The sequence below is a fragment of the Comamonas sp. w2-DMI genome (assembly GCF_040187735.1).
Classification (GTDB): Bacteria; Pseudomonadota; Gammaproteobacteria; order Burkholderiales; family Burkholderiaceae_C; genus Comamonas; species Comamonas terrae.
Map to the genome: position 1 here is coordinate 86,893 of NZ_JBANEL010000016.1, position 26,841 is coordinate 113,733.

General features: G+C 68.5%; 19 protein-coding genes and 1 pseudogene. 5 read left to right on the top strand and 15 right to left on the bottom strand.

Annotated elements, in window-relative coordinates:
* Positions 1 to 4: 4 nt before the first annotated feature.
* Positions 5 to 679, bottom strand: a complete 675-nt coding sequence (locus V8Z74_RS16895) for a response regulator (RefSeq protein ID WP_066478798.1) — start codon at positions 677 to 679, stop codon at positions 5 to 7.
* A gap of 240 nt (positions 680 to 919) precedes the next feature.
* Between V8Z74_RS16895 and V8Z74_RS16900 the strand changes: the two genes are divergently transcribed.
* Positions 920 to 1,282, top strand: a complete 363-nt coding sequence (locus V8Z74_RS16900) for a DsrE family protein (protein ID WP_066478387.1) — start codon at positions 920 to 922, stop codon at positions 1,280 to 1,282.
* A gap of 37 nt (positions 1,283 to 1,319) precedes the next feature.
* Here the strand turns inward: V8Z74_RS16900 and V8Z74_RS16905 are convergent, their stop codons facing one another.
* A complete protein-coding gene (locus tag V8Z74_RS16905; RefSeq protein WP_349710275.1) occupies positions 1,320 to 2,513 on the bottom strand; it encodes a GGDEF domain-containing protein in 1,194 nt (397 codons plus the stop codon).
* 267 nt (positions 2,514 to 2,780) lie between these two features.
* Between V8Z74_RS16905 and tsaA the strand changes: the two genes are divergently transcribed.
* Complete coding sequence (tsaA, locus tag V8Z74_RS16910) at positions 2,781 to 3,266, top strand: tRNA (N6-threonylcarbamoyladenosine(37)-N6)-methyltransferase TrmO (RefSeq protein ID WP_349710276.1); 486 nt, start codon at positions 2,781 to 2,783, stop codon at positions 3,264 to 3,266.
* A gap of 65 nt (positions 3,267 to 3,331) precedes the next feature.
* On the opposite strand, the gene V8Z74_RS16915 is transcribed toward tsaA, so the two are convergent.
* The 3 genes from V8Z74_RS16915 to V8Z74_RS16925 all read right to left on the bottom strand — a co-directional run bounded on the left by V8Z74_RS16915 (position 3,332) and on the right by V8Z74_RS16925 (position 8,266).
* Positions 3,332 to 5,632 carry an ATP-dependent DNA helicase gene (locus V8Z74_RS16915; RefSeq protein ID WP_349710277.1) on the bottom strand — a complete coding sequence of 767 codons (2,301 nt, stop codon included), beginning with the start codon at positions 5,630 to 5,632 and terminating at the stop codon, positions 3,332 to 3,334.
* Complete coding sequence (locus V8Z74_RS16920; protein WP_349710279.1) at positions 5,629 to 7,296, bottom strand: VRR-NUC domain-containing protein; 1,668 nt, start codon at positions 7,294 to 7,296, stop codon at positions 5,629 to 5,631. Before V8Z74_RS16920 ends, V8Z74_RS16915 begins: the two co-directional genes overlap by 4 nt.
* A gap of 103 nt (positions 7,297 to 7,399) precedes the next feature.
* Positions 7,400 to 8,266, bottom strand: a complete 867-nt coding sequence (locus V8Z74_RS16925) for a nitroreductase family protein (RefSeq protein WP_349710280.1) — start codon at positions 8,264 to 8,266, stop codon at positions 7,400 to 7,402.
* Positions 8,267 to 8,464: 198 nt separating this feature from the next.
* On the opposite strand from V8Z74_RS16925, the gene V8Z74_RS16930 reads away from it, so the two are divergent.
* Entirely contained in the window at positions 8,465 to 8,773 is a 309-nt protein-coding gene (locus V8Z74_RS16930; RefSeq protein WP_349710281.1) for a hypothetical protein, read from the top strand.
* Positions 8,774 to 8,804: 31 nt separating this feature from the next.
* On the opposite strand, the gene V8Z74_RS16935 is transcribed toward V8Z74_RS16930, so the two are convergent.
* The 5 genes from V8Z74_RS16935 to V8Z74_RS16955 all read right to left on the bottom strand — a co-directional run bounded on the left by V8Z74_RS16935 (position 8,805) and on the right by V8Z74_RS16955 (position 15,225).
* Positions 8,805 to 10,238 carry an efflux transporter outer membrane subunit gene (locus tag V8Z74_RS16935; protein ID WP_349710282.1) on the bottom strand — a complete coding sequence of 478 codons (1,434 nt, stop codon included), beginning with the start codon at positions 10,236 to 10,238 and terminating at the stop codon, positions 8,805 to 8,807.
* Positions 10,235 to 11,449: an HlyD family secretion protein gene (locus tag V8Z74_RS16940; protein WP_349710283.1), complete on the bottom strand. Its 1,215-nt coding sequence runs from the start codon at positions 11,447 to 11,449 to the stop codon at positions 10,235 to 10,237. The genes V8Z74_RS16935 and V8Z74_RS16940 overlap by 4 nt, the downstream gene beginning before the upstream one ends.
* 25 nt (positions 11,450 to 11,474) lie before the next feature.
* Positions 11,475 to 13,631 carry an MFS transporter gene (locus tag V8Z74_RS16945; protein ID WP_502879563.1) on the bottom strand — a complete coding sequence of 719 codons (2,157 nt, stop codon included), beginning with the start codon at positions 13,629 to 13,631 and terminating at the stop codon, positions 11,475 to 11,477.
* A 3-nt stretch (positions 13,632 to 13,634) separates the two neighbouring features.
* The gene (locus V8Z74_RS16950; protein ID WP_349710284.1) at positions 13,635 to 14,183 is read right to left on the bottom strand and encodes a TetR/AcrR family transcriptional regulator; all 549 of its coding nucleotides are present in this window, start codon (positions 14,181 to 14,183) and stop codon (positions 13,635 to 13,637) included.
* Positions 14,184 to 14,310: 127 nt separating this feature from the next.
* Positions 14,311 to 15,225 carry an RluA family pseudouridine synthase gene (locus tag V8Z74_RS16955; protein ID WP_066478426.1) on the bottom strand — a complete coding sequence of 305 codons (915 nt, stop codon included), beginning with the start codon at positions 15,223 to 15,225 and terminating at the stop codon, positions 14,311 to 14,313.
* A 149-nt stretch (positions 15,226 to 15,374) separates the two neighbouring features.
* Here V8Z74_RS16955 and V8Z74_RS16960 point away from each other — a divergent pair, with 149 nt between their 5' ends.
* Both V8Z74_RS16960 and V8Z74_RS16965 read left to right on the top strand, forming a co-directional pair.
* The gene (locus V8Z74_RS16960; RefSeq protein ID WP_066478427.1) at positions 15,375 to 15,698 is read left to right on the top strand and encodes a hypothetical protein; all 324 of its coding nucleotides are present in this window, start codon (positions 15,375 to 15,377) and stop codon (positions 15,696 to 15,698) included.
* Positions 15,699 to 15,882: 184 nt separating this feature from the next.
* Positions 15,883 to 18,092, top strand: a pseudogene (locus V8Z74_RS16965) (AsmA family protein).
* Between the two features lie 59 nt (positions 18,093 to 18,151).
* On the opposite strand, the gene V8Z74_RS16970 reads toward V8Z74_RS16965, so the two are convergent.
* The 5 genes from V8Z74_RS16970 to V8Z74_RS16990 form a co-directional block, all read right to left on the bottom strand.
* Positions 18,152 to 19,189 (bottom strand): patatin-like phospholipase family protein, encoded by a 1,038-nt coding sequence (locus tag V8Z74_RS16970; protein ID WP_349710285.1) that lies wholly within the window; start codon positions 19,187 to 19,189, stop codon positions 18,152 to 18,154.
* 220 nt (positions 19,190 to 19,409) lie between these two features.
* Positions 19,410 to 22,874, bottom strand: a complete 3,465-nt coding sequence (gene dnaE, locus V8Z74_RS16975) for a DNA polymerase III subunit alpha (protein WP_502879564.1) — start codon at positions 22,872 to 22,874, stop codon at positions 19,410 to 19,412.
* Entirely contained in the window at positions 22,867 to 24,315 is a 1,449-nt protein-coding gene (locus V8Z74_RS16980) for a DNA polymerase Y subunit UmuC family protein (RefSeq protein WP_349710287.1), read from the bottom strand. Before V8Z74_RS16980 ends, dnaE begins: the two co-directional genes overlap by 8 nt.
* A 17-nt stretch (positions 24,316 to 24,332) precedes the next feature.
* Positions 24,333 to 25,190, bottom strand: a complete 858-nt coding sequence (gene imuA, locus V8Z74_RS16985) for a translesion DNA synthesis-associated protein ImuA (protein ID WP_349710288.1) — start codon at positions 25,188 to 25,190, stop codon at positions 24,333 to 24,335.
* Positions 25,191 to 25,314: 124 nt separating this feature from the next.
* Positions 25,315 to 26,679, bottom strand: coding sequence for an HD-GYP domain-containing protein (locus V8Z74_RS16990; RefSeq protein ID WP_349710290.1), 1,365 nt, complete (start codon positions 26,677 to 26,679; stop codon positions 25,315 to 25,317).
* Positions 26,680 to 26,841: the final 162 nt, after the last annotated feature.

Consider the following 26,841-nt stretch of genomic DNA (forward strand, 5'->3'; position numbering starts at 1 on the left):
GTCCTCAAGCCCCGGCCCGGGCAGCTCGCCCCAGCCGGAAGCCCACGCCGCGCACGGTTTCCACCAGGTCCGCGCCCAGCTTGCGGCGCAGATGGTGCACATGCACGTTCACGGCATTGCTCTCCACATCCTGGCTGTAGCCGTACAGACTGTCGCACAGCTGCTCCAGGCTCAGAATGCGCCCGGGCGACTGCAGCAGCGCGCGCAGCAAGGCCCATTCGCGGCGCGACAGGTCCACGCCCATGCCGGCCCGCTGCGCCCGACCCGCGGCCAGGTCGATGCGCACATCGCCCAGCGTGATCCAGTCCACGCTGCGGCCCGCCGCCCGGCGCAGCAGCGCATGCAGGCGCGCGGCCAGCTCGTGCAGGTCGAAAGGCTTGACCAGATAGTCGTCCGCGCCGGTCTGCAGCCCTGCGATGCGCTGCTCCACCGCATCGCGCGCCGTGAGCACCAGCACCGGCAGCTCCACGCCCTGGCGGCGCCAGCGCTCCAGCAGCTGCAGGCCGTCCTCGTCGGGCAGGCCCAGGTCCAGCACGCACACATCGAAGTGCGAGGACTTGAGCGCCGCGTCCGCCTGGGCGGCCGAGCCCACCACATCCACGCCAAAGCCCTGCAGGCACAGGCCTGCCTTGATTCCACTGGCGACCAGGGCGCTATCTTCAACTACCAGCACATGCATCGTCGTATCGTGCGGCCCCGTGCCGGCCGCTTCTTGCTCCATCCAAAGCGGTCGAGCATCGCAGATTTACCTTTTGCAACCATTAACGGACCGTTAATTCCCGATCCCCACAATCGGCAAGCCATGCGCGCCCTCTGCCCTGGCAGCCCGAAACCACTGCCGATCTGCATGCAGAATCGGCCCCAAGCTCCCGGCCGGCAAGCGCCGGCCGCTATCGCCATCAAAGCAGACCCTCCGACCATGCCCACCATGCCCGACTGGAACACGCTGTTTCCCGCCCGTCCTGCGGCGCCTCCCCTGCGCATTGCCCTGCATGCACCCACGCCCGCCAGCCTGGAGCGTGCGCAAAGCAATCTGCGCAACCTGCTGGCCAGCCAGCCCCATGCCGAAATCTGGATCGTCGCCAACGCCCAGGCCGTGCGAGCCGCCGTGCAGGCCCCCGAAGCACTGGGCGAACAGGCGCGGGCGCGCATGCTGCTGTGCCCGAATACGCTCCAGAACATGGGTCTGGCGCCCGCGCCCGGCATGCATGTGCTGCCCCAGGGCGCGGTGGAGTCACTGGTGCTCATGCAGCAGCAGGGCTGGGCGTATATCCGCTGCTGAGGGCCATGGCCGTCTATCCGCAAGCGAGGGAAGACCGTCAGGCCGGCCGGAGTTCCGGCAACGCCGGCACACCCGCCTGGCCTGAATCGGCTTCGGCCTCGCAAATGCAATTGCGGCCCTGCTTCTTGGCCTGGTAGAGGGCGCGATCGGAACGATCAAGCAGGTGGAAAAGCCCGTCGCCCTCGTTCGCATACGCAATGCCGAAACTGGCGGTGGGGTGCATTTCCCCGTTCACCAGGCCCGCGGATATTGCATTGAACGAAGCCTGGACATCCTGGGCATATTTCCGCGCCGATAGAGAATTGTTCGCCATGAGGAAGACGGCAAACTCCTCGCCACCGAGCCGGCCTATGAGGGTTCTAGGGGGCGCATTTTCCTTGAGCTTGTCGGAAAATGCGCGTATTACCCTGTCGCCCGCGAGATGCCCGAAGCTGTCGTTTATCTTCTTGAAATGATCCAGGTCGCACATGACCATTGCCGCCGGCCTGTCCGAGGTTTCACCGAACAGCACGGCATCCGCACGCTTTTCGAATCCTCTGCGGTTCAGCAGGCCCGACAATGAATCGGTAAGCGCTTCCGCCTTGATTTTCTCCATGACATCGGAGGCCATGACGGCAAAAATACCCACAGCCAGGGCGACGCTGACGATGGCATCGGATACGGAGGTGAAAATCCAGTAGAAGTCCGGGTAATCCATCTCGAAAAAGGCACTGCCCAGGATGATGAGCGGCCTTGCAAGGGTCATGGCGCCGGCAATCACCACCTGTATGCCCAGAAACTGCGCCACAGGGTTTTCATCTCCGGCCTTTCTTATATGGCCGAGGAACACCAGGAAAATGGCGAACAGTCCCAGATTGATGACAACACCTCTTTCCTGCAACCCGCTGTCCATGGACATGAAATACTGCAGCCCGGCCATGGTCACGGTGAAAATAAAAGCCAGCAACTTGAATCTTGGCGCCTGATGGGAACGCTGCGCATAGGCAACGACCAAAAGCGCGGTGGTGATCAGTATCATGGCATTGGAGATCTGCCGCAACACCATGTCGCTGTATTTCAGCGAAACATAAAGAATGAGAAAGCACAAGGCCCGCATCAGGTATGAAAAGACTAGAACAGCAATGAATCTTGATTTTTTCTGCGTGCGCCATAGTAAATAAAATCCAGCCGCAAAAAAAGCAGACATGATGGGATTAAATATCAGAAAAACTATATTCAATTCCTTGCTCATTGCTTGCCTCTTTTTGAAAATCTATCGACTCAAACTTCCATTCGTCAGAAAATTAATATTAGAAATGCGAACAAACCAGGAAAATCTGATGATTTTTGCATTTTCACGCCGATCGTTAAATGCAAACTCCAGCTGAACCACAAAATTTTGCATTCCCCGTACTGACCGAGGACAGTTCGGTCATGGCCTTCCTGCTGTCCCCCTCGGCCTTCCGGCGTCCGCGCCAGCCCATGCTATAAGTCCCGATTTCACCCCTGCAAGCCACCCATGCAGCACGAGACCATTGCCATGCGCGCCATAGGCCGTGTGCACAGCCCGTTCCGAAGCACTCTGGGCATGCCCATACAGACCGTGGCTGCCGGTCAGCATCAGGGAAAGATCGAGGTGTTCGAGGCCTTTGCCCCGGGCCTGCGCGACGTGCAGGAGTTCCAGTACCTCATCGTGCTCACGCATCTGCACGAGGCGGTGGAAAAGCTGGAAGTCACTCCCTTCATGGATACGCAAAGCCACGGCGTGTTCGCCACGCGGGCGCCGGCGCGGCCCAATCGCATTGGGCTGTCCATCATCGAGCTGCTGCACCTGGAAGGCCGCATGCTGCACTTTCGCGGCAACGACATGCTGGACGGCACGCCGGTGCTCGACATCAAGCCCTATGTGCCCCGGCTGGACGTGCGCGAGACCGGACGCATAGGCTGGTTTGCCCAGGGCCTGCAGCAGCTGCCTGGCAAGCTTTCAGACGACAGAATGCAATAGAAAAACACGCTTTTCGCCTATCGGCAAAGCGTTGCGCGCTCTCCATTCAATAGCAAACCTCGCTGTCACTCCACCCGCCACCAGGCAGGCAGCAGCGCGCGCACCTGGGCGCGGTGAAAGCGGTCGTCGATCAGGAACACCACGCCTTTGTCCTCTTCCGTGCGTATCACGCGGCCGGCCGCCTGCACGACCTTGCGCAGCCCCGGATACAGATAGGTGTAGTCGTGGCCCTTGCCCGGGCCAAAGCGCCGCGCCATGGCCTGCATCATGCGTTCGTTGACGGGGTTGACCTGCGGCAGGCCCAGCGTGGCGACAAAGGCGCCGATCAGGCGCCTGCCCGGCAGGTCCACACCCTCGGAAAATGCGCCGCCCAGCACGGCAAAGCCAATGCCGCAGCCCTCCTGCGCAAACCGCTCCAGAAACTCCGCGCGGCCCGCATCGTCCATGGCCGAGGTCTGCAGCCAGATGGGCAGGCCCGGATGGCTGGCGCGCATGCGCTCGGCCGTGCGCTGCAGATAGTCGAAGCTGCTGAAAAAGCACAGGTAGTTGCCGGGCTGGCGCGCGTACTGCCGGGCCACCAGGTCCACGATGGGCTGCAGCGAACGCTCGCGGTCGCGCCAGCGCGTGGAGATATGGCCGGCAATGCGCACCTGCAGCTGCTCGGCCTGGAACGGTGCGGGCACATCGATCCAGCGCGTGCCTTCGGGCAGGCCCAGCATGTCCCGGTAGAAATCCGGGGGGCTCAGCGTGCCCGAGAACAGCACCGTGGCATGGGCCGCCGCATGGCGCGGAGCCAGATGCGGCGCCGGAACCACATTGCGTATGCACAGCGTGGAAGCCGGTGTGCTGCGTGCGCCGGCGCCTGCCGGTGCCAGGCTCACATCGAACAGCGCATGCGGCCCGAGCTGCTCGGCCAGCGCCATGAACTGCAGCGCCTCCAGATAGAAGTCGAGCACGGCATCGCCGGGCAGCATGGGGCGGTCGGCATTTTCCTCGGCCATCGCGCCCACGGCGCGCTGCACCGCGGCCAGCAGTCCGGCCGGCACTTCCTCATGGGCCTGGTAGGCCAGCTGCGCGGCCTGCTGCTCCCTGTTGATGGCGTTCCAGCTGCGCTGCAGCCTGTCCAGCGCCTTCCGGACCGCGCCGGATGCATTCTTTCGCGCAGCGGCCAGCGCGAACTGCGACAGCTGCGCGGTGTACATGCGCCGGGCGCGCTCGGGCAGGTTGTGGGCCTCGTCCACCAGCACGCCCACGCGCCACTGGCCGGCCTGGGCCAGCGCATGCAGCATGGCCGAGCTGTCGTAGTAGTAGTTGTAGTCGCCCACCACCACGTCGCTCCAGCGCACCAGCTCCTGCATCAGGTAATAGGGGCAGATGCCGTGCGCCAGCGCCACCTCGCGCACGGCCGGCGCATCCGCCTGCCCGGGCTGTTGCAGGGCCTGCCGGCGCGCGGCCGGCAGGCGGTCGTAAAAGCCCTGGGCCAGCGGGCAGGATTCCCCATGGCAGGCCTTGTCCGGATGCTCGCAGCTCTTGTCGCGGGCCCGCAGGTCGAGCACGCGGATACAGGCTGCGCCCTGCCGTGCCAGGCTTGCATTGACGGCGGCCAGCGCCTGCAGGGCCAGGCCATGGCCCGTGCCCTTGGCCGTGAGAAAGAAGACCTTGTCCAGCCCCTGCCCGGGGCAGGCCTTGAGCAGGGGAAAAATCGTGCCCAGCGTCTTGCCGATGCCCGTAGGCGCCTGTGCCATCAGGCAGTTGCCGCCTTCCTCGGTGCGCGTGCTGCGGTACACGGCCACGGCCAGTTCGCGCTGGCCCGCGCGAAAGCGCTCGAACGGAAAGGCCAGCTGCGCCAGCGCCGCATCGCGCGCCCGGCGATGTTCGGCTTCGCTGCGCGCCCAGGCCAGATAGCGCTCGCACTGCTGCCCGAAGAACGCCTGCAGCTCGGCCGCATCGAAGCGGTCTTCCAGCACGGTTTCCTGCTGCGTGCCCACATTGAAATACACAAGGGCGATGCACAGCTGCGCCAGGCCGCGTTCGCGGCACAGCAGGTGGCCGTAGACCTTGGCCTGCGCCCAGTGCAGCGCGCGGTGGTTGGCGCGCACGCCGTCGAGCGCGCCGCGGTAGGTCTTGATCTCTTCGAGCCGCTGCAGCGCAGGATCGAAGCCGTCGGCACGGCCGCGCACCAGCAGGTCCTCGTGCCGCCCGGAAAGGCTGATCTCGGTTTCGTAATCCTTGCCGCGGCGGGATGCAACGAGCTGGTGGCCCGCAATGCCTTCAAGCGCCGTGGGTGCCGGCGTGAAGCGCAGGTCCAGATCGCCGGCGCGGGCCGTGAATTCGCACAGCGCACGCACGGCTACCACCTGGCTCATGCGGCCTCCCCCAGAGACTCTGCGCGCCAGCGCACATGGCAGACGCTGGCCGGAATGCCGTGCGCGCCGCAATACTGCAGCCAGCGGATCTGGTTGTCCTGCAGCTTGTCGCCCGGCCCCTTGACCTCGACGAACGCGTAGCGCCTTTGCGCCGGCCAGAACCGCACCAGATCGGGAAAGCCCGTGCGATTGGCTTTCACATCGCACAGCAGGCGCGTGAACAGCAGCTTCAGGTGCGCGGCGGGAATGCAGTCCAGCGCCAGCGCCAGCAACGCTTCGTCCACCGTGCTCCAGAACACGAATGGCGACTGCACGCCGTTCTTCTCTGCATGGCGCTGCAGGATTGCTTGCCGGTAGGCTCCCGTGTCCAGCAGCTCCAGGCATGCGTTGAACAGGGCCGCGCGGCGCGCGGCAAAGTCCGGCGCGCCCAGGTCGGCGGGCCCGCTCTGGAACGGGTGAAAGAACGCGCCCGGCAGCGGCGCAAAGATGGCCGGCCAGCACAGCAGGCCGAACAGCGAATTGACCAGCGCATTCTCCACATAGAACACCGGAGCCTCGGCCGTGTGCCAGTGCGCACGCAGCACATATTCCACGGCCGTGGGCACGGCAGGCGCATCCAGCTCCAGCGTGACGGCCTCCGGGGAGCCTGCCGATTCCGGCGCGGATTTGCGCGTCGTGCCGCCCTGCCCCAGGCTGCGCCGCAACCGCGGCAGCATGCGTGCCACGCGCTGGCTTTCCTCGTCGCTCTCGGGCGCCTGCTGGGCCGCCAGCGCCAGGGCCAGGGCATCATCGAAGCGCTGCATGCGCTCGTACACGCGCATGCGCCGGTGGCGCGCCCCCGGATAGCCGCATTGCAGATAGGCGCGCTCGGCCTGGCTCCAGTCCTGCGCCCGTTCGCAGGCCTGGCCTATGCGCAGCAGCAGCTTGGCGCGGCGCTTTTCCAGCCAGGGATTGGCGTTTTCGCAACTGGCCACGGCCTGCAGCAGGACTTCGGCATCCTCGCCTTCGTCCAGCGCCTGCCGCAAGGCGCTCAACGCCAGATAGCAGTCGACGTCGGCCCGCGACTGGAAGGCGCGCGAATCCGCATCGAAGGCCACGCTCTCGTATCTGAAGATGCCCAGATCGGCCAGCACGAATTCCGACCAGTCCTGATGCAGATTGCCGAAGAACATCAGCCGCAGGCGCTCGCACATCTCGCCCACCATCACGCGCCAGAGCGGCTCCCGGGCAGCCGGGTTCCACTGCGCATAGGTTCGTGGCGCTGCATGGACGGCCTGCAAGGCTTGCAGCAGCGCACTCTTGCGCAGGCCGCCCGGCAGTCCCGCGCCGGCAAACAGCTGCAGCAGCTCCGGCTTGGTGTGCAGCGCAAACAGCTCGTCCAGCCCCATGGGCTCCTGCGTCGCCAGCCAGCCCACCTCCTGCAAGGGCGCTGCGGCTGCGGCCACGTCCGGGATTTCCTCGTAGACCAGCTTGCCGGCGCGGAACCAGGGACCGCGCCGCATCAGCATGCGCACCATCAGCGCCTGGGACAGCTGCGGCAGCGCTGCAAACTGCGCGAGAAAACGCTGCTCGTCGGCAGCCAGCAGGTCGCCATGGCGTTCGCCTATCCAGTCCAGCGCCTGCCGGAAATTGTGCAGGTAGTAGTAGCGATGGGGAGCAAGCATGGGCGCGGGCAAGGCAGCGAAAATCGCACTGACTGTATTTATATACAGCCATCATAGCAAGCCGCTGTTGTGCCCGCTGCACGCCGGGTTGTTGGGCCGGGGGCTAGGAAACCCGGGGCCCCAGCTCGGCCGCAGCAAGGGCCGGACCGGGAATCCACTGCGCACGCACGGCATCGAGCGCCACGGGCTTGCGCTGCGGCGGTGCCTGGGCAATGCGGCCCAGGCTGATAAAGCCGGCCAGCCACTCCGTGGATGCCAGGCCCAGCTGGGCACCCAGCACCGCATCGAAGCAGCGTTCGCCGCTGAGCACGATGCCGCCGAAGCCGAGCTGGTGGGCGGCATTCATGAAGTTGCCCAGGGCCGCGCCCGCGGCCAGCCACTGCTCGCGCAAGGGCACCTGCGTGCGCGCCCTGGGCGAGACCACAAAGCCCAGCAGAGCCGGCGAGCGCGTCGCATGCTCGCGTGCCCGTTCGATATCGCTGCGCGGCGCCAGCGGGTCGCGGCGCAGCTTTTCCTGCTCGAACAGATCGGCCAGCCGGGTGCGGTGCTCCTGCGCGAACACCAGCACGCGCCAGGGATGCAGGCTGCCATGGTCCGGCGCACGCAGGGCCGCCTCGATCATCAGGTCGATCTCCGCCGCGTCGGGGCCCGGCCCCGTCAGGCGCTTGGGCGAGACCGAGCGGCGCTGCAGCAGCGGCGCAACCACGGATTTCCGGCGTGACTCGGCAAAGCAACGCTGCAGCGCATCGACGGCGCCGGCCAGTTCGCGCGCCCGGGCCACCAGTTCCTCGCCTGCGGCGGTGAAGTCCACATGCCCGTTGCCGGCCACGACCAGCACCTGGCCGTATTCGCGCTGCGCATGCTGCACGGCCCGGCGCAATTCGGCCTCGGTCAGGCCGCAGTCCCGGGCCGCCTGCAACCAGTCCCGCGCGCCATGCAACGCCAGCAGATAGGGAAGAAATTCCTGCATCAAACTCCACCTCCAACGGACAACGGCGAGCCGATCCAGGCGCCTCGCTATATACCGCTGAATATACTGCCTGAATCCGGGATGCAAGGGCTTGCCGCAGGAGACCCGCAGGCCCATGGCGCATGCCGCTATGGCTTGAATAGCTGCTGCCGCATGAATACTCTTGCTTTCAGCTCGCAAACCCCATAAAAACCATGGATGCCCGGCGATGCACCGCCACCGCCCGGCCTGGAGCTACGCATTGCCGCCGAGCTGGCGCGGGGCCGCAAGATCGAGGCGGTCAAGCTGCTGCGCGAGGCTTGCCACCTGAGCCTGGCCGAGGCCAAAAGGCGTGTCGATGCCGCCGAACAAGGCCAGGCGCTGGACCTGCGCAGCGAAGTGCCCCGCGCCCCGTCAGCCGGCCTCGCGCCGGGCGAAGTGCCGCGCGGCAGTGCCCTGGGCTGGATGGCGCTGGCGGCGGCCGCCGCCGTGGCCTACGGCTTCTGGCGTTATTTCGGACTGCCCTGAATGCCGGACGCGCGCGGCCGGGCCGCCCTGTTCATTTCGCCGCGGCCGGTGCGGCCGGCGGCGTCTGCCAGCCGCCGCCCAGGGCCTGGTACAGCGCCACGGCGTTCTGCAGCTGGGCTTCGCGCAGCTTGATGACTTCCTGCTGCACCGCATACAGATTGCGCTGGGCGTCCAGCTCCTCGAGGTAGCTCGCGTAGCCGGCCTCGTAACGGTCCTTGGCAAAGCCCAGCGTGCGTGCCAGCACCGCCTCGCGCTGGCGCGCATGCTCCCACTGGGCCTGCAGGCGCTTGGCCGACAGCAGCGCGCCTTCCACATCGGCAAAGGCCTTGACGACCACGCCCCGGTAGGCATAAGCGGCCTGGTCGCGCTGAGCCGAGGCCGCATCGAACTGGCCCTGCAGCCGCCCGCCGTTGAACAGCGGCGCCAGAATGCTGCCGCCCACGGACCAGACCGTGGCCGGGTGGTAGTCCAGCGCATTGATGAGCAGGCTGCCCACGCTGGCGCTCAGGGTGACCTGGGGCAGGAAGGCCGCGCGCTGGGCCGCGAGGTTGCTGTCGCTGGCCGCCAGCTGCAGCCGGGCGCGCGCGATGTCGGGCCGGCGCTCCAGCAGGGCCGAAGGCATGCCGGCGGACGGCACGGCCGGCAGGGCCACGGCGTCGAAGCTGCCCTGCCCGAGGGTTTCGCGCATCAGCGCCTGGGCCGCTTCGTCGCCCGCGCCACCGACCAGCTGCAGCAGGCTCAGGCGCTGGCGTTCCAGTGCCAGCGACAGCTGCTCCACGGCCTGCTGCACGCTTTGCAGCTCGGCCAGCGCCTGGCTTTGCTGCAGCTGCGAGATATAGCCCACGCGCACCTGGTCGTCGGCCAGGCGAACCGCATCCTGGCGCGAACGCACCGTGCTTTGCGCCGCCGCCAGCTGGGCCTGCAGCGAGCGCAGCGCGATATAGGCCTGGGCCGTGGTGGCGGCCACCGCGAGGCCCACCGCATCGCGGTCGGCCTGCGTGGCCTGCAGGCGCAGGTCGGCAGCGTTGCGCAGCTGGCCCAGGCGGTTCCACAGGTCGATCTCCCAGCTGGCCTGCAGCCCAGGCTGGAGGGAGCGCGTCTGCGTGAGGCCGCGCGCGCCCAGGCTGCGCCCGGCCGACAGCGGCGCCGTGGCCGACACCTGGGGCAAGGCGGCCGAGCCTGCCAGCTCCAGGTTGGCGCGCGCCTCGTCCACGCGGGCCATGGCGGCCAGCACATCGTTGTTGCGCTCGGCGGCCAGCGCCATCCAGCGGTCCAGCAGCGGATCGCCAAAGGCCTGCCACCAGGCGGCCTGCACCGCCTGCTGTCCCTGGCTGGCGGGCTCGCCCGGCCAGGCGGACGGGATGGCGGGCGCGGCCCGAGCCGGGGCTTCGGTGATGGCCGGCACGCTGCAGGCGCTCAGCACGCCGCAGGCTGCAAGGCAGGTTGCCAAGGTCTTGAGGCTCATGGCTTGGCCTTTTCCGGGTCTGGCTGCTTCTGAGCGTTTTCGGCCGCGGCCCCTTGCCGGTCCTGCGCAGCCTGCTCCTTTTTCTGCGCGGTATCGAGGCGCACGACCACCGACATGCCCGGACGCAGGCGTGCGGCCAGCGGCTGGCCTTCGTCGACGGAGATCTTCACGGGCAGGCGCTGCACGACCTTGGTGAAGTTGCCCGTGGCATTGTCGGGCTTGAGCACGCTGAACTCCGAGCCCGTGGCCGGCGCGATCTCCAGCACATGCCCCCTGAGGCGCGCGCCGCCCAGCGCATCCACGCTGAAGCTCACGGCCTGGCCGATCTGCACATGGGCGGTCTGGGTCTCCTTGAAATTGGCCATCACCCAGAACGGCGGCGGCACCACGTACATGAGCTGGGTGCCGGCGGCCACGTACTGGCCCTTGCGCACCGAGACTTCGCTGACCTGGCCGCTGCTGGGCGCGTAGACCACGGTGTTGTCCAGATTGATCTGGGCCTGGCGCAGCTGGGCCTCGGCCATCTGCACCTGGGCCTTGAGCGATTCGCGGCCCACGGTGGTGGCCTTGATCTTCTCCTGGTTGATCTCGATGTCGGCCTGGGCCTTGGCCACGTTGGTGCTGGCCAGGCGCGCGGTGGCGCGCACCTTGTCGCGCTCGTTGAGCGAGACCGAGCCGCGCTCGGCCAGCTCCTGCACGCGCCTGAGCTCGGCCTGGGAACGCTCGGCCTCGGCCTGCACGGCCGCCAGGCCCGCGCGGCTGGCCGACAGCGTGGCGCGGTTCTGGGCCTGGGTCTGGTCGGCATTGGCCAGCTGGGCCCGGGCATTGGCCAGCTGGGCCTCGGCCTGGGCCAGCGATGCCTCGTAGGTACGGCGGTCGATGCGCACCAGGGGCTGGCCTGCCTGCACCTGCTCGTAGTCCCGGACCAGCACCTCGGTCACGTAGCCGTTGACCTGGGGTGCCAGCACGGTGACGGCGCCGCGCACATAGGCGTTGTCCGTGGAGACCACCGAGCTGTTGAACGGCCACTGGTTCCAGGCGCGCAGCACCAGCAGGATGCCGGCCAGCGCCACCACGGCCATGACCAGCACGCTGCGCCGCGAAGGCTTGATCTTCTTGGGCGTGGGCGGCAGCGTGGCCGCCGGTGCGGCAGCGGGCGCAGCGGGTGCTGCGGGCGATGAGGATGGATTGTGGGTCTGGTTTTCACTCATGGGAATCGATGGGTTCGCTGCTGCGTCATTCGGTACGGTGCGACGGCTCGGCATTCGTGGTCTTGCCGGGCTTCTGCGGGGCGGCGGGCGGCGCGCCCTCGCCTTGCGGGGTTTGGGCATCCGGGTGCTGCCTGAGTTCGGCTTCAAGCTCGCTTTCCAGCTCCAGCACCTGCTCGTTGTCGCGCAGCGGGTCGGCGCTGTCCAGCGCCTGCTGCTCGCCGGCCTCGGCGGCCTGCATGGCCTCGCTCAGATGCCGGGCCTGGGCGCCGCCCAGCACCATGCTGCGCTGGCGTGCCGCAGCGGCCGTCCCGGCACCTGCGGGAAGGCCTGTCTCATCCGAGGCGTCGCTGCCGCTGTCGTCGACGATCACGGTCAGCGCGCCCGGCGGCTGCGCATCCGGGCCGGCCTGGGGCTGCGCGGCCACCGAGGGCGCGCGCTGCGGCGCGCCGTCGGTGGCGGCCGCGGCCGTGCCCTGGTTGCCGCTCTGGCGCGTCATCAGGCGCACCATGGCGGCGGCGCGGCGCACGCGCACCGAGGCGGCCAGGCTCCACAGCAGGTACAGCAGCGCAATCGCGCCCGTGAGCGCAAAGACATCGTTGTAGGCCCGCACGTTGGCTTCGCGCCGCACGATCTGCGAAAGCTGCAGCGTGCCCTGGCCGGCGCGCAGGGCCGGGTCCACCGTGACGCGGCCGTAGACCTGGCTCTGGATGCGCAGCCGATCGGCCACCACGGGGTCGGTCGGGTCGATCTGCGACACCAGCGCGGTCGAATACACCTGCTCGCGGTGGGTCTGGTAGGTGCTCAGCAGGGCCGAGCCCATCAACCCGCCCATGGACTGGGTCATGGAGATGGTGACGATGCAGGTCAGCATGTGGTTGGGGCCGAACTTGAGCCCCTGGATGACGCCCGTGAGCATCAGCGGCCCCATGAAGATGCCCGCCCCCATGGCCAGCAGGAACTGGCTGTAGTAGAAGTCGGCGGGCCGGTCCAGGCTGGTGCGGTGGTGGTCCAGGAAGGCGGCCACGGCAAACAGCGCGATGGACGCGAGAATCTGCTTGCCCATGTGGGGCACGCCGAAGGTGAGCGCCGACAGGGCGATGCCGGCCACCGTGCCCAGCAGGATGACGCCGAACAGCGGCTGCATCTGGTCGGGCGTCATGCCCAGCGTGCGCATCAGGCCCACCATGCCGTAGGTCTGCTCGGTGGTCAGGAAGCGCAGCAGCACGGCACCGATCACGAAACGTATGGTCGGCCCCTGCACGAACCAGCGGGTCTGCAGCATGGGATTCTTGCGGTGGTGTTCTATGTACAGGGCAGTGCACAGCAGCACGATGGAGCCGACCAGCAGCCAGGCCAGCCACGGCGTGTCCAGCCACCAGCGCGTGTAGCCCTGCACCAGCACGGCAATCAGCATGCCCAGGCCCGGCACCATGAGGAAGAAGGTGACGAAGTCCAGCTTCTCGAAGGTCTTGATATAGAGGCCCGGCGGCAGCTTGAGCACGACCACGCCCGCGAACGAAATCAGCGCCAGCCCGGCCTCGAAGATGTAGAGGTTGTGCCACTCGCTGTTGTAGAGCAGGCCCGGCGACAGCATCCAGGCCAGCGGCGTGGCGATCTGCGACAGGCCCACGCCTATCACCAGCATCTTCATCACGTATTTGCGCGGCGCCGATTGCAGCAGGTACAGCGTGCCCAGCGACGAGCAGGCCGAGGCCGTCAGCCCGCTGGCCGCACGCAGCAGCAGCAGGCTGTCGTAGCTGCCCAGCAGCAGGTGCAGCACGCACAGCAGGGCATAGGCGCCCAGGCCGATCTCGGCGAACAGGCGCATGCCGAACTGCTGGCGGAACTTGTAGACCAGCAGATTGGCAGTCATGTTGAGCATGACGTAGCTGCCGGTCAGCCAGCCGGCCTCGGCTGGCGTCAGCCCCATCTGGCCCTGGATGGTGGGCAGGTTGGCCGTGAACAGCGCATTGCCCAGGCCGCCCGTGATGGCCACCAGCACGGCGATGAGCCCATAGGCCACGCGCACCATGGGTGCATGCACCGGCATGGAGGGCGATCCCGGCAGGCTGGGCTTTTCATGCTCCTCCCAATCGGGCGGGCGGCGCAGGTAGACCAGCGCCGGCTGGGGTGCAGGCATGGCGGCCTGCGCGGAGGCGGAAGTGTCTTGGGCCTGGCTCATGGTTCAGTCCGCCAGCCCGTGCCAGATGATCTGCAGCGCGCGCCGCGCGAGCTTCTTGCGCTGCTGCGCCGTCTCGCCGCGCAGCGAGCCGCCCAGCATGCCGAACACCAGCGACAGGTCCTGAAAGCTCAGCACCTGCCTGCACAGACCGGCCTCCACCGCGCGCTTCATGGGCCCCTGGAAGGCTTCCCACATCTGCCGGCGTGCCTGGGCGATCACCTCGTCGCCGCGCTCCACGGCGCGCCAGTAGTCCACCAGCGGCGCGGAGACAGCGATGCGGTCGGCCACCAGGGCCAGCAGCTTGAAGAAGGCCTGTTCGTCGTCGCCCAGGGCCTGCGCTGCCTGGCGGGTTTTCTCCAGGGAACGCTCCAGCAGCGCCAGCATGATGGCCTTGCGGTCGGGAAACTGGCGGTACAGCGTGGCGCGGCCGACCTGCGCACGCTCGACGATCAGGTCCAGCGGCGCCGTCACGCCATGTTCGGCAAACACGGCATCGGCCGCGTCCAGCAACTGGGCGCGGCGTTCGGCGGGAGCGGGACGCTTGGCATTCATGCGGACAATTATCGGACAAAAATGTCCGAACAAGTGTCACGTTTGCGCATTCCCTACTCGCATGAAGGGCGCCCTCCTACCGCCATGCAGACTTGCCGCAGAGGCCGTGGCGCAGCCTGGCAGGTGTTCAGCCGGGCAATGCCAGCAGGCTGCGCCGGCTCGCGAAGGCGCGCGGCTGGCCGGTCAGCGGATCGTCGAAGGCCAGGCTGCGCGCCAGCAGCTGCAGCGGATTGGAGTAGTCGCCGGGCTCGGGATCGTTGACCTCGGGATAGAAGGCGTCGCCCCTGAGCGGCAGGCCCAATGCCGCCATGTGCACGCGCAACTGGTGGCGCTTGCCCGAGACCGGCTCCAGCCGGTAGCGCGCCCAGCGGCCGTTGTGTTCGATGATGTCCATGCGCGTGCGGCTGTTGGGCTCGCCGGGCACCTCGTGCATGCGAAAGAAATGGCCGCTTTCCTCGAGGCGGCTCGCATGCTCGCGCGGGAACGCCAGGTCGGCGCGGTACGGGGCCACGGCCTCGTAGACCTTGTGGATGGCCCGGTCGCGGAACAGCGCCTGGTAGATGCCGCGCGTGGCGCGCTGCACCGAGAACACCACGAGCCCCGCCGTGTCGCGGTCTATGCGGTGGATGGGCGACAGCTCGGGCAGGTCCAGCATACGCTTGAGCCGCACCAGCAAGGTGTTCTGCAGATACCGGCCCGCCGGTACCACGGGCAGGAAGTGCGGCTTGTCGGCCACCAGCAGATGCTCGTCCTGGTACAGCACCTCGGCGGCAAACGGGATCTCCGGCTCGCGCTCGAGCTCGCGGTAGTAGTAATAGCGCAGCCCCGGTGTGAACGGCGTCTGCGGCGTGGCCGCCTGGCCCCGCTCGCTCACCACCTCGCGGGCCTGCATGCGCCGCAGCCAGTCCGCATGCGTGACCGCGGGCAGGCGCCGGGCGAGAAAGTCGATCAGCAGCCCCTGGCCCTGGCTGGGCAGGACGACGCAGCTGGGGCTGACGCCGTCGCGCAGCGGCAGTACCTTGGGATCGTGGGAGTTATGCATGGCGCGGCGATTCTAGACCGGCCGGCAGTCCGTTCCCGCTGGTGCATACTGGGCGGCGCCTTTCACTCGCCGGGCCGCTCCGGGAGGCAACCGCAGGGCAGCGTCCACCCGGGCCATGGAGCGCCATTTTTCAGCTTTCACCAGAAACCATGAGCATCGCCGTCTTCTATCTTCGCAACCGCAGCCCTGAAGGGGAGGCGCCCGTCTGGCAGCCGGAGTGCGTTTCGTACGGCGACGCCCAGATGGGCGAAGCCCTGGCGCGGTGCCAGGCGCTGCGCGGCGACCCGCGCCATGCGCATGTGGTCATCTCTTCCGAGCTGCGCGACATGGTGGGGCAGATCGGCGTGGCCGCCGTCGAGGACGGGCTTACGCCCGACGGCCAGGCCTACGAATGGAGCAAGGCCGGCCGCGCCGGCGCCAGCCGCAGGAATGCAGCGCAGCCGCCGGTGCAGCGCAAGGATATGGATGTTTGAGCCCTGGGCGGCTATGCCGCTCCCCCGGCGGGGCCGCCTACCCTGGCGCAGGCACCACCGACAATCCTGCAAGGCGGGGCCTCGTACACGCTTGTAGGACATGCCTGCGCAGAACTGACGGGCTCGCAAGGTATTCGTGCAGCCCATAGACCGCTAGCATGGGCCTTCACAGGCTGAATGACCCATGGACGATACCGCACAACACCCGGCCGCCCCGGCCACCTCTGCCCCCGCCTCCTCGCGCGCCAGGCCCCGGCTGTGGCTGCGCCTGCTGGCTGCCGTGCTGGGCACGCTGGTGGTGCTCGTGCTGGCCGTGGCCGCCACCATCGCGCTGATGGACTGGAACCGCTTCAAGCCCTGGGTGAACGAGAGGGTCAGCACCGCCACGGGCCGGGAATTCGCCGTCGATGGCGACCTGCAGCTGCGCTGGACCTGGCCCCAGCCGCTCGATGACGGCTGGCGCCACTGGATTCCGGGCGTGACCGTCATTGCCACCAATCTGCGCCTGGGCAGCCGCCGGGCTGGCGGGTGCCGGAGGCACCGGAAAAGAACGGCAGCGAGCTGCCTGCCCTGCCCGCCGTGCCCCGGGAGCTCAACGCGGGCCGGCTGCCCGGCACAGGAAAAGCAGCTTCCGTCCCACCGTCTGCAGGTGACGCGGATGCCGACGCCATTGCCCCGGCCCAGGAACAGCCGCCCGAGCGCACGCCGGAAACCATGGCCACGGCGGCACGCGCCACGGCCAGCCTGCGGTTGTGGCCGCTCATGGCCCGCCATGTGCAGCTCGACCAGGTGGTGCTGGAAGCGCCCGACATCGTGCTGGCGCGCAAGCCTGGCGGGGACAACAACTGGACTTTCCACTCCCCCGAAAGCAGCGGCCCGCGCTGGAGCGTGGAGCTGGGCCAGCTGCGCATACGCCACGGCGTGCTGGGCTGGGCCGACGGCGTCAAGAACCTGGCCATGCGCGCACGCGTGGACAGCCTGCGCAGGCCCGTCAGCGAGGACCATCCCTACGGCCTGCGCTTCGGCCTGGTCGGCCATATGGGCAAGGCGCAGATCCAGGCCCAGGGCCTGACCGGGCCGGTGCTGGACCTGCGCCGGGACAAGCTGCATTTCCCTCTGCGCTTGTCCGCGCGCGCCGGCAGCATCCAGGCCCAGGCCGAGGGCTTTCTGGACAATCCCAAGGCGCTGGACGGACTGGACTTCGAAGTGCGGCTGCGCGGCAACAGCATGGCCGACCTGTTCCCGCTCACCGGCCTGCTGCTGCCGCCCACCCCGCCCTTCGAGACCAGCGGCCACCTGATCGGCAGCCTGCAGCCCGGCAAGGCCGTGTGGGATTACCGCAAGTTCCAGGGCAAGGTCGGCCAGAGCGACCTGCGCGGCGATCTGCACTATGTCTCGGGCCAGCCCCGGCCCCGGCTCAGCGGCGAGCTTGCTTCCAGGCAGCTGCGGCTGGTCGACCTGGGCCCCGTGATCGGCGCTGCCCCCTCAGGCAGCAGCAAGCCCAAGGCCGTCAACGGCAAGGTGTTGCCGCAGACCCGCTTCGAGACCGCCAACTGGGATGCCATGGACCTGGACCTGCGCTATGCCGGCGACCATATCCTGCGCCCCGAAGCGCTGCCGCTGCAGAATCTGAGCGTGCATGCCGTGCTCGACAACGGCAAGCTCGTGCTGTCGCCGCTCAAGTTCGGCCTGGCCCAGGGCACGCTGACCCTGGACGCCACGGTGGACAGCCATGCCAGGCCCGTCAGGGCGCAGCTCAAGGGCCAGGTCAGCGGGCTGCGGCTGTCGGCGCTGTTTCCCAAGGTCGAGGCCATGAAGAAAAGCCTGGGCAGCCTGGACGGTGCCATGTCCATGCAGGGCCGCGGCGAATCCGTGGCCCAGTGGCTGGGCTCGGGCGACGGTTCGATCCGGCTCTATGTGCGAGAAGGCTCCTTCAGCCGCCAGCTGCTCGATCTGGCGGGCCTGAACCTGGGCTCCGTCATCGTGGCCAAGCTGTTCGGCACCGACAAGGAAGTGCAGCTGCGCTGCGCCGTGGCCGACTTCAATGTGCAAAACGGCCTGGCCACGCCCCGCATCGCCAAGCTGGCCACGACCGAGGCCATCGTGCAGGCGACCGGCCAGGTCAACCTGGCGAAGGAAACCCTGGATCTGCGCATCGTGCCCGAGTCGCTCAAGTGGAAGTTCTTCTCGCTGCGCACGCCGCTGTATGTGCGCGGCAGCTTTGCCCAGCCCGACGTGGGCCTGGAAGCGGGCCCGCTGCTGGCGCGCGCCGGCGCGGCCGTGGCGGCCGTGGTTGCAGCGCCCGTGGCCCTGGCCCTGGTGCCGCTGACCGTGCCGGCGGCCGAGGACGATGTGAACTGCAGGCAGCTGCTGACCCAGGTTCACGCAAAGTGAGAGCGTGCCCCTGAGCGCCACATCGCGGAGGGTGTGGAGTCGTGCTAAGAAACGCGTGCTCAGGGATGGGCGCAGGCGCCGTCCAGGCCTGCCATGCCCGCGAGCTTTTGCAGGCTGGAGCGGTTGTCCAGGCAGGCCTGGTGCCGGGCTTCGGCCGCCTGCTGCTGCGCCAGGCTCGCGGCCTTGGCGCGCTCGGCCTGCAGCTGGGCCACGCGCTCGCGGATCCTGGGCATGACCGCCATCGCAGCCTTCTCGCCCTCCACGATGGCGCTGGCGCGCTGGCTGAAATCGGCAGGCCCGATATCGAGCACCTTGGGGCGGATGGTGATGTCGGCACGCGCCAGCTCGGCCTGGCCCAGCTTCTGCCCCATGATGGCAATCGACTGGCCCAGGGCGCCCAGCATGTTCTCGGGCGTCTTGCCGCGCGCCTTGTTGGAGATGTCCACGGCGATCACGATGTCGGCGCCCAGCTGGCGCGCCGCATCCACGGGAACGGGACTGGTGATGCCGCCGTCGACATAGTGGGACTTGCCGATGCTCACGGGCTGGAACACGCCCGGCACGCTGCTGGAGGCGCGCACGGCCTGGCCCGTGTTGCCGCGGGCGAACACGGTGCGCTCGCCGTCCTCCAGCCGGGTGGCCACGGCCACAAAGGGCTTGGCCAGTTGCTCCAGGGGTTTGCGCTGTACCTGCTCGTTCACATAGTCCTCGAGCTTCTGGCCCAGCACCAGGCCGCCCGAGGACAGCTGCAGGTCGCGAATTTTGGCCTCATCCAGGGCCACGGCCTTTTCCTGCAGCTCGAAGGCGTTCATGCCGCTGGCATACAGCGCACCGACCACGCTGCCCGCGCTGGTGCCGGCCACCACGGCGGGCGTGAAGCCGTTGGCCTCCAGCATCTTGATCACGCCGATATGGGCAAAGCCCTTGGCTGCACCGCCGCCCAGGGCGACGCCGATCCTGACCGGCGCAACGCCGGGCGCGGGCGCTGTGGGCGTGGCCTCGGGAGCCGCCGATTTGACGGGCGGGTTGCTGCCGCAGCCGGACAGGGCAGCCAGACCGGCCAGCCCCAGGTACACCAAAGAATTCTTCAAACGCATGACAGGAAATCCTGCTTTCTCATCGGGGCGGGCAGTATAGCGGCAGGCGCGATGGCACTGCGGCCAGGGTCATGGGCCCATGGCCCTGCCTGGGCTGCACGCCGCCGGCAACAGACATCGGGTCTCGCCTGCCGGGGCGAGTCCCGGCCGGATGCCGCCCGCCCATCCTCGGCCTTGCACACCGGCGAGATCTCCAGGGCGCCCATCGGCAGCCAGCAGCTCAATGGAAATCCCGGCTGCTCAGCCCGGCGCCCGCCAGCCGCCCCAGCCAGGCCGTCATGTCCCTGGCCCGTTGCACTACCAAATGATGAGCTGCCGGCGCTTTTTCCTTCTGGGTTTCAGGCGAATTTCGCTCAAATTCCTCATCGGCATCGCGCGACCAGTTCGCGCTGCTTTGCCAGACGCCCTCCACCGCCAGCAGGCGCGATCCGAGCAGGGCAGCCTGCCAGCGCGCAAAGGCCCTGGCCCAGACCACCAGGTTGACCACGCCGGTTTCGTCCTCCAGCGTGATGAACAGCGTGCCGCCGGCCGTGGGCGGGCGCTGGCGCACGGTGACGATGCCGCAGGCCCGCACCTTCTGGCCCGGCAGGGCGTTGCGCAGCTCCACGGCCGTGCGCATGCCGTGGCGGGCCAGGCGCTCGCGCAGCAGGGCCAGCGGGTGGCGGCGCAGGGTCAGGCCCGTGGCTTCGTAGTCGTGCAGGATTTCTTCGCCCTCGGGCGCCTCGGCCAGCTGCACCGAGCCTTCGTTCACGGGCACACCGGCAAACAGGGGCGGCAGCGCGGCATGCGCCGCCGCATCCCACATCTGCTGGCGCCGGTGGCCGGACAGGCCGCTCAGGGCATCGGCGGCGGCCAGGGCCCGCAGGTCGCCCGGGCTCAGGCCGGCGCGCAAGGCCAGGTCCTGCGTGCCGGCCCATGGCGCCTGGGCGCGCTGCGCCTCGATGCGCAGCGCCGCGGCCTCGCCCAGGTTCGCCACCAGGCGCATGCCCAGGCGCACGGCGGGCTGCAGCGCCTGTACGCCGGGCACGGGCTGCAGCGGCTCTTCGAGCGTGCAATCCCAATGGCTGTGGCGCACGTCCACGGGCAGCACGCGCACGCCGTGGCGGCGCGCATCCTGCACCAGTTGCGAGGGCGAGTAAAAGCCCATGGGCTGGGCGTTGAGCAGGGCCTGCAGGAAGATGGCCGGCTCGTGCCGCTTGAGCCAGGCGCTGGCGTAGGCCAGCGAGGCAAAGCTGTAGGCATGGCTTTCCGGAAAGCCGTATTCGCCAAAGCCCTGCATCTGCCTGAAGATGGCCTGGGCAAACTCCAGCCGGTAGCCGCGCGCGACCATGCCGTCGATCAGCGGCCGCTCGAAGCGGTGCACGCCGCCCTTGCGCTTCCAGGCGGCCATGGAGCGGCGCAGCGCATCGGCCTGGTCGGGCGTGAAGCCCGCCGCCACCATGGCGATCTGCATGACCTGCTCCTGGAAGATGGGCACGCCCAGCGTGCGCTCCAGCGCATCCTCCAGTGCGGCCTTCTCGTCCGGTTTTTCGAAACGCGAGCGTTCCAGCACCAGCGGCTCGCCGCGCCGCCGGCGTTCGCGGGCCTGCAGATAGGGGTGGACCATGCCGCCCTGGATAGGCCCGGGCCGCACGATGGCCACCTCCACCACCAGGTCGTACAGCGTCTCGGGCCGCAGGCGCGGCAGCATGCTCATCTGCGCACGGCTCTCGATCTGGAAGGTGCCCACGGTATCGGCGCGCTGGATCATGGCGTAGGTGGCCGCATCCTCCGGCGGAATCTGGGCCAGGCTCCAGCGCTCGCCGCGCCAGGCCGCGCGCTCGTCCAGGCTGTGGCGCAGCACGGTGAGCATGCCCAGGGCCAGCACATCGACCTTGAGCAGGCCCATGGCATCCAGGTCGTCCTTGTCCCACTGGATGACCGAGCGGTCCTTCATGGCCGCCGGCTCCACGGGCACCAGGCGCGTGAGCTTGCCATCGGTCAGCACAAAGCCGCCCACATGCTGGCTCAGGTGCCGGGGGCTGTCCTTGAGCTGCCAGGCCAGCTCGATCCAGAGCCGCAGCTGGCGCGGCGTCAACGCATTGGACTGGGCCTTGGCCAGGGCCTGGGCTTCGAGGAACTTGCGTTCCACCCAGTCGTCGGGAAGTGCTTCGGGTCGGGGCTCGGGCAGGTCCTGTTCGCCCTCTGCCTCGGCGCCAGCCCCCTGCTCCGCTGTTTCGCTGAACCAGTACTGGCCCTTGGCCAGCGCATCCACCAGCGGCGGGGGGATGCGCAGCGCCTTGCCCACGTCACGCAGGGCGCTGCGGCTGCGCCAGCAGCTGACCACGGCCGTGAGCGCCGCGCGCTCGCGCCCGTACTTGGTGTAGATGTACTGGATCACCTGCTCGCGGCGCGCATGCTCGAAATCCACGTCGATGTCGGGCGGCTCGCCGCGCACGCGGCTGATGAAGCGCTCGAACAGCAGGTGCTTGCCCTCGGGGCTGACCTCGGTGATGCCCAGGCAGTAGCAGACCGCCGAATTGGCGGCAGAGCCCCGGCCCTGGCACAGAATGCCTTCGCTGCGCGCATAGCGCACGATGTCGTGCACGGTGAGGAAGTACATCTCGTAGCGGCACTCGGCAATCAGGTCCAGCTCCTTGTGCAGCTGCTCCTGCACCTTCTGCGGAATGCCTTGCGGATAGCGGCCCGCCGCGCCCTGCCAGGTGTGCCAGGCCAGGGTCTGTCGTGCATCCATGCCGGGCAGCACGCTTTCCTGCGGGTAGTGGTAGCGGATCTCGTCGAGCGTGAAGCGGCAGCGCGCCGCCAGGCGCAGCGTGGCCTCCAGCAAGGCCTTGGGGTACAGGCTCGCCAGCCGCAGGCGCGAGCGCAGGTGGCGTTCCGCATTGGGCTGCAGCGCAAAGCCGCATTCGGCCACCGGCCGTCCCAGGCGTATGGCGGTGGCCACGTCCTGCAGCGGTTTGCGCGAGCGCGCATGCATGTGCACATCGCCGCAGGCCACCAGCGGAATCCCCAGCGCCGCGCCCACCTGCTGCAGGGTCTGCAGCCACAGGCTGTCGTCGGGCGCCAGGTGCAGCTCCACGCCCAGCCAGATGCCGGCCTGCGGGCATTCCTGGGCAAAATAGGCCGAAACGCTTTGCACGCAAGCGCGGACCGCTTCCAGATCGGAAGCACCAAGCACCTCCCGCCGGGGCAGCACAATGCATTCGCAGCTGCGCGCCAGCGCCTGCCAGGGACTGCGGGCATCCACCACATAGCCGCCCTTGCCGCTGCGGCCGCGCGCGGCGGAGATGAATTCGCACAGGTCGCCCCAGCCCGCGAGGTCGCGCGCCAGCACCACGATGCGCGCACCCTCCTGATCGGCGAGGGCGAATTCGCTGCCGTGGATCAGCGTCAGGCCGCAGTCCCTGGCCGCCTCGTAGGCGCGCACGGCACCGGCCACCGAGCATTCGTCGGTCAGCGCCAGCGCCGCATAGCCCAGGCTCTTGGCGCGCTGCACCAGTTCCTCGGGCGAGGAAGCGCCGCGCAGAAAGCTGAAATGCGACAGGCAATGCAGCTCGGCATAGGCCAGCGGCCCATGGCCTGCGCCCCAGGCACCGGGCGGCGCAGGCATGTCTCCCGGCGGCGGCACCGGTGGAGAAGCCAGCCGGACCGCAGGACGGTCCCAAACGGCGGCCTGCTCAGCCATATACGCCCTGCCCGTACCAGGCCACCGATGGCCCGGATGCGCCGCCCGCCCCGGCCCCGCGGACAGGCAGCTGGACCCGCTCGCGGTAGATCCAGACATGGCCTACCGCCTCGTTGTAGCCTACGAAATAGTCGCGTACCGCGGCTGCGCCCTCCTCGTCCCACCAGCCCGCCTCCAGCCGGTAGGGACCGGCGCGCAGCTGCAGCGGCCCGTGCCAGCAGGGACGGTTGCTCTCCAGCGGCAGCGGCCTGGGCTGCGGCAGCAGCCAAGGGGGCCACAGCCCCTGCCAGGGATCGGCGCAGCCCGCAGCGGAGCTTCGCCTCGCAGCGGCATGCTCCGGCGGTGCCGCTGCGGCAGGGATCCATTGCTGCATGGCCTCGGGCCGGTGGTCGGCACAGGGCAAGGGAATCTGCACGCAATCCTCGCCCCAGCGCGCGCCGACCCGCTCCACCCATTCATGCCATTGCAGCGACGCAGCCCCCACGCCGTCCCGCGTGCTTGCCGGTCCGTCCTGCCCATCCTGCAGGGACGGCGGCAGGCAGCTCAGCGCCTCGGCCGCAAAGGCCGTGGTTTCCGGCGCCTGCAGCTCCAGCATGTCCACGGGTGCGCGCCAGCTCAGGCGCGCGATGCGCTCGCGCAGCAGCCGCTCCAGATGGGCCATGGCCTGCGTGGGCTGCGCCGTGCGGATCTCCAGCGCATCCCAGGGCGGCAGCGCCTCTCCGTCCATGCGCCGCAGATCATGGTGCCAGCGCAGCTGCAGGGCCAGCACGCCATGGTGGCGGGCCTGCAGCCACAGCTGCAGCGAGCGCAGCAGGGGCCGGGCCGCCTGCAGCACGGCCGCCGCATCATGGGCCGGATAGCCGAGGTCGTGCCGCAGGACGAAACGCTCGGGCCAGCTCAGCCATTCATGGGCTTCGGGCAGCAGCCCATAGGCCTGGTCCAGCACCTTCATGGATGCTGCGCCCATGCGGCGCGCCAGGCCCGCGCGCGGCAGGGCCCGCACATCGCCCCAAGAGCGGCAGCCCAGGCGCTGCAGCACCGGCATATGCGGCTGCAGCGCGGACAGCGTCCACAGCGGCAGCGCATCGGCCCCCACCAGGGCCGGCCTTGCAGCAGGAAAGCGCTGCGCCAGCCGCAGCCGCGCCAATGCCAGCCAGGCCGTGGCGCCCTGCGCCCAGACAAAGTCCGGCGGCTGCGCCGGGGCATGCATCTGCCACTGCTGCCGCACCGCATCGACCAGCGCGTCCAGTCCGCCCCACAGGCGCAGCACGCTGGCGGTTTCCATCAGCACGGCTTCTTCGAGCACCACCACGCGCGGGGAAAACTGCAAGGCCCAGCAGGCGGCGCTGAACAGCGCATCGCTGCCAGCCTCCTGCCCGCCCGCCGCAGCCGTCCCCTGCCCGTGGGGCCATGCAATCCAGTGCCGCTCCATGCCGTCCATGCCGCCTCCCTGCTCCGCTATGCGCCCGCATGCGCGGCAGCCGCCGCTGTGGCCGGGCGTCCGCCCACCGAGTGCCCGTGCAGCAGCAAAGCGGCTTCCCTGTGCTGCGCGGCCTGGCGCATGGCCTGGGCCTGCATGACGGGCAGCCAGCCCCAGGAGGTGCGGGGCAGCAGCAAGGCCTTTTCCAGTGCCGGGCCCTTGCGCTTGAGCAGGCGCACCTGCAGCCTGCAGTCCTCTGCAATTTCGAGCTGCAGGCGCAGGGCCGCGGGCGAGCTGCGCCGGCTTGCCTCCAGTCCGCCCCACAGCCACAGCGGCCGCCCCTGGGAAGCGGCGGCCAGTTGCAGGCGCCGCAGCACGGGCACCGGCAGATCGGGCAGCCAGGCCAGCACGGCCAGCACATCCCGGCAATGCAGCGCCTGCTCGCAGGCCCAGGCCAGGTCGACGTTCCAGGAGGCGGCCCTGGCATCCGCCGCCTTCTGCACGCAGCACAGGCGCTCGGGCGCTATGCCCGCAGCCTGCAGGGCCGGCATGAACGGCAGAAAAGGCGGCGCCACCAGCACCAGCCGCCGGTGGCCGCCCCCGGCCGCCCGGGCCTTGCCTTCCTGCATGCGGGCCGCCAGCGCCGGCAGCAGCAGCGGCCATTCGGCATGGGCATGCGCGGGCTGCAGCACTTCGATCAGCGCATTGGCCGGCCAACCGCCGCCGGGCAGTTCGGCATCCAGTACGCCATAGCCCGTGGGCCAGGCCCTGCCGCCGCCTCTCTCATGCCAGTCCGAGCCGCGCCAGACGCCCGCCACCTGGGGCATGGCGGCCGCAGTCCGGCCTCCAGGCTCCTGGGGCAGAGGCGGCAAGGCGATGGAAGAAAGAGCAGGCATGCAAAATCCCGGTAACTGTATAAATATACAGTTATTCGGCTTTTGCAGCCAGCAAAGCCGGCGCAGGCATGAAAAATGCCGGCATGGCCGGCATCGCTTGAACGGTCGTGCTCTGCCGCCCGGCTCAGGGTGCCTGCAGCACGGGCGGCATCTGCGCGGACTGGTCCGGCTGGATCTGCATGCAGGCCTCGCACCACTGAGCCACGGCCGCATCCACGGCGTTCTCGCGCCGGCTCACGGACGGCCATTGCTGCAGGCATTTGTCGACGATGGACTGCAGCTGCCACAGCGCCTCGCGGTTGACCAGGGCCAGCTCCTTCATGCCCTGCGCATCGTCCCGCAGGCAGCTCCACAGGTCGGTCTGCTGGTCGGGATGCGCGCCCGCCTCGGCCAGCTGTTTCTGCAGCTGGCCTATGCCGGCGTCCACAAAGACCGCGGCCTGGTGGTCCGGCATGCTCTGCCACAGCGCGGGAAAGGCCTGGCTGAGCGTGGCCCACATCTGGAACGCCGCGGCCAGCGCGTTCACGCTGTGGCCGACCTCGGCCTGCAGGGGCGGCAGCGGCATGCCTGGTTCGATTTCGTCATACAGCAGCGGCAGGATGATCTGCACCAGTGGCGCGGGGTAGCGCTGGTGGTTCATGCGCAGCATCAGCGACAGGCGCTGGCCAGGCAGCTCGGGGAATTTCTCGAAGAAGGCAGCGATGACCTCGGCCAGCATCAGCACCTGACCCATGGCGGAGATATTGCGGCCCTGCACGCCGCGCGGATAGCCCGAGCCGTCCATGCGCTCGTGGTGCTCGAGGATGGCCAGCTCCACCGCCTGCGAATAGGTGTCGGCGCTGCGCACCATCAGCATGGAGGTGACCGAATGCGCCACCAGCTGCTTGCGCTCCTCGCCCGTGAGCCGGTAGCTGGCATCGGTCCAGGCAGGGTCCATGTACAGCATGCCCAGGTCGTGCAGCAGCGCCGCCGTGGCCAGGGGCACGCATTCGCGCTCGGTCCTGCCGCTTTGCAGCGCCAGATAAATGGCCACCATGCTCATCTGCAGGCTGTGGATGAACAGCTCGTGGCGCTGCTCGCGCATGACGGTGAGCTTGAAGGCGATGCGCGGCGCCAGCACGATGCCGCGGACCGGCGCCAGCAGGCGCTCGGCATCCCCGATGGAGCGCACCAGACGCTGGAGCAGCTCCACGGTCCGGCATTGCTCCCGTGCCGTGGCCTCCAGCTCGGCCACATCGACGAGATGGTCCGTGCTCAGATGCCAGTCCACCGGATAGCGCAGGGGGTACAGGGCCAGTCGCTCGTACATGCGGCTGTCGATGCGCAGTCCCTTTTCCACGAGCTTGATGCCTTTGTGCGTATAGATCGCCTCGTTGGTCACCACCAGGCAGTGATCGGCCATGTCGGTGACGGCACGCAGATAATGCACACCGTCATCGCGCCATTCGACGCTATCCGACTGCGGACTTTGCGCCATCTTCTCGTTCATGCGGACTTTCCCAAGGCTTGGTACGCGGATAGTTTCGTACACAAAATATACAAAATTATCATTTGATTACAAATAAGACATGTGCCCGGCCTGAAAGACTGTGTCTTTTTGTAGGTCAAACATGCCTAGTATCGCCTATCGGAAAGCGCTGGCAGCTATCAA

Bases quoted from the DNA above. Each gene is read 5' to 3' on its own strand.
- V8Z74_RS16895 (WP_066478798.1), bottom strand. From the start codon at position 679: ATGCATGTGCTGGTAGTTGAAGATAGCGCCCTGGTCGCCAGTGGAATC.
- V8Z74_RS16900 (WP_066478387.1), top strand. From the start codon at position 920: ATGCCCACCATGCCCGACTGGAACACGCTGTTTCCCGCCCGTCCTGCG.
- V8Z74_RS16905 (WP_349710275.1), bottom strand. From the start codon at position 2,513: ATGAGCAAGGAATTGAATATAGTTTTTCTGATATTTAATCCCATCATG.
- tsaA (WP_349710276.1), top strand. From the start codon at position 2,781: ATGCAGCACGAGACCATTGCCATGCGCGCCATAGGCCGTGTGCACAGC.
- V8Z74_RS16915 (WP_349710277.1), bottom strand. From the start codon at position 5,632: ATGAGCCAGGTGGTAGCCGTGCGTGCGCTGTGCGAATTCACGGCCCGC.
- V8Z74_RS16920 (WP_349710279.1), bottom strand. From the start codon at position 7,296: ATGCTTGCTCCCCATCGCTACTACTACCTGCACAATTTCCGGCAGGCG.
- V8Z74_RS16925 (WP_349710280.1), bottom strand. From the start codon at position 8,266: ATGCAGGAATTTCTTCCCTATCTGCTGGCGTTGCATGGCGCGCGGGAC.
- V8Z74_RS16930 (WP_349710281.1), top strand. From the start codon at position 8,465: ATGCCCGGCGATGCACCGCCACCGCCCGGCCTGGAGCTACGCATTGCC.
- V8Z74_RS16935 (WP_349710282.1), bottom strand. From the start codon at position 10,238: ATGAGCCTCAAGACCTTGGCAACCTGCCTTGCAGCCTGCGGCGTGCTG.
- V8Z74_RS16940 (WP_349710283.1), bottom strand. From the start codon at position 11,449: ATGAGTGAAAACCAGACCCACAATCCATCCTCATCGCCCGCAGCACCC.
- V8Z74_RS16945 (WP_502879563.1), bottom strand. From the start codon at position 13,631: ATGAGCCAGGCCCAAGACACTTCCGCCTCCGCGCAGGCCGCCATGCCT.
- V8Z74_RS16950 (WP_349710284.1), bottom strand. From the start codon at position 14,183: ATGAATGCCAAGCGTCCCGCTCCCGCCGAACGCCGCGCCCAGTTGCTG.
- V8Z74_RS16955 (WP_066478426.1), bottom strand. From the start codon at position 15,225: ATGCATAACTCCCACGATCCCAAGGTACTGCCGCTGCGCGACGGCGTC.
- V8Z74_RS16960 (WP_066478427.1), top strand. From the start codon at position 15,375: ATGAGCATCGCCGTCTTCTATCTTCGCAACCGCAGCCCTGAAGGGGAG.
- V8Z74_RS16970 (WP_349710285.1), bottom strand. From the start codon at position 19,189: ATGCGTTTGAAGAATTCTTTGGTGTACCTGGGGCTGGCCGGTCTGGCT.
- dnaE (WP_502879564.1), bottom strand. From the start codon at position 22,874: ATGGCTGAGCAGGCCGCCGTTTGGGACCGTCCTGCGGTCCGGCTGGCT.
- V8Z74_RS16980 (WP_349710287.1), bottom strand. From the start codon at position 24,315: ATGGACGGCATGGAGCGGCACTGGATTGCATGGCCCCACGGGCAGGGG.
- imuA (WP_349710288.1), bottom strand. From the start codon at position 25,190: ATGCCTGCTCTTTCTTCCATCGCCTTGCCGCCTCTGCCCCAGGAGCCT.
- V8Z74_RS16990 (WP_349710290.1), bottom strand. From the start codon at position 26,679: ATGAACGAGAAGATGGCGCAAAGTCCGCAGTCGGATAGCGTCGAATGG.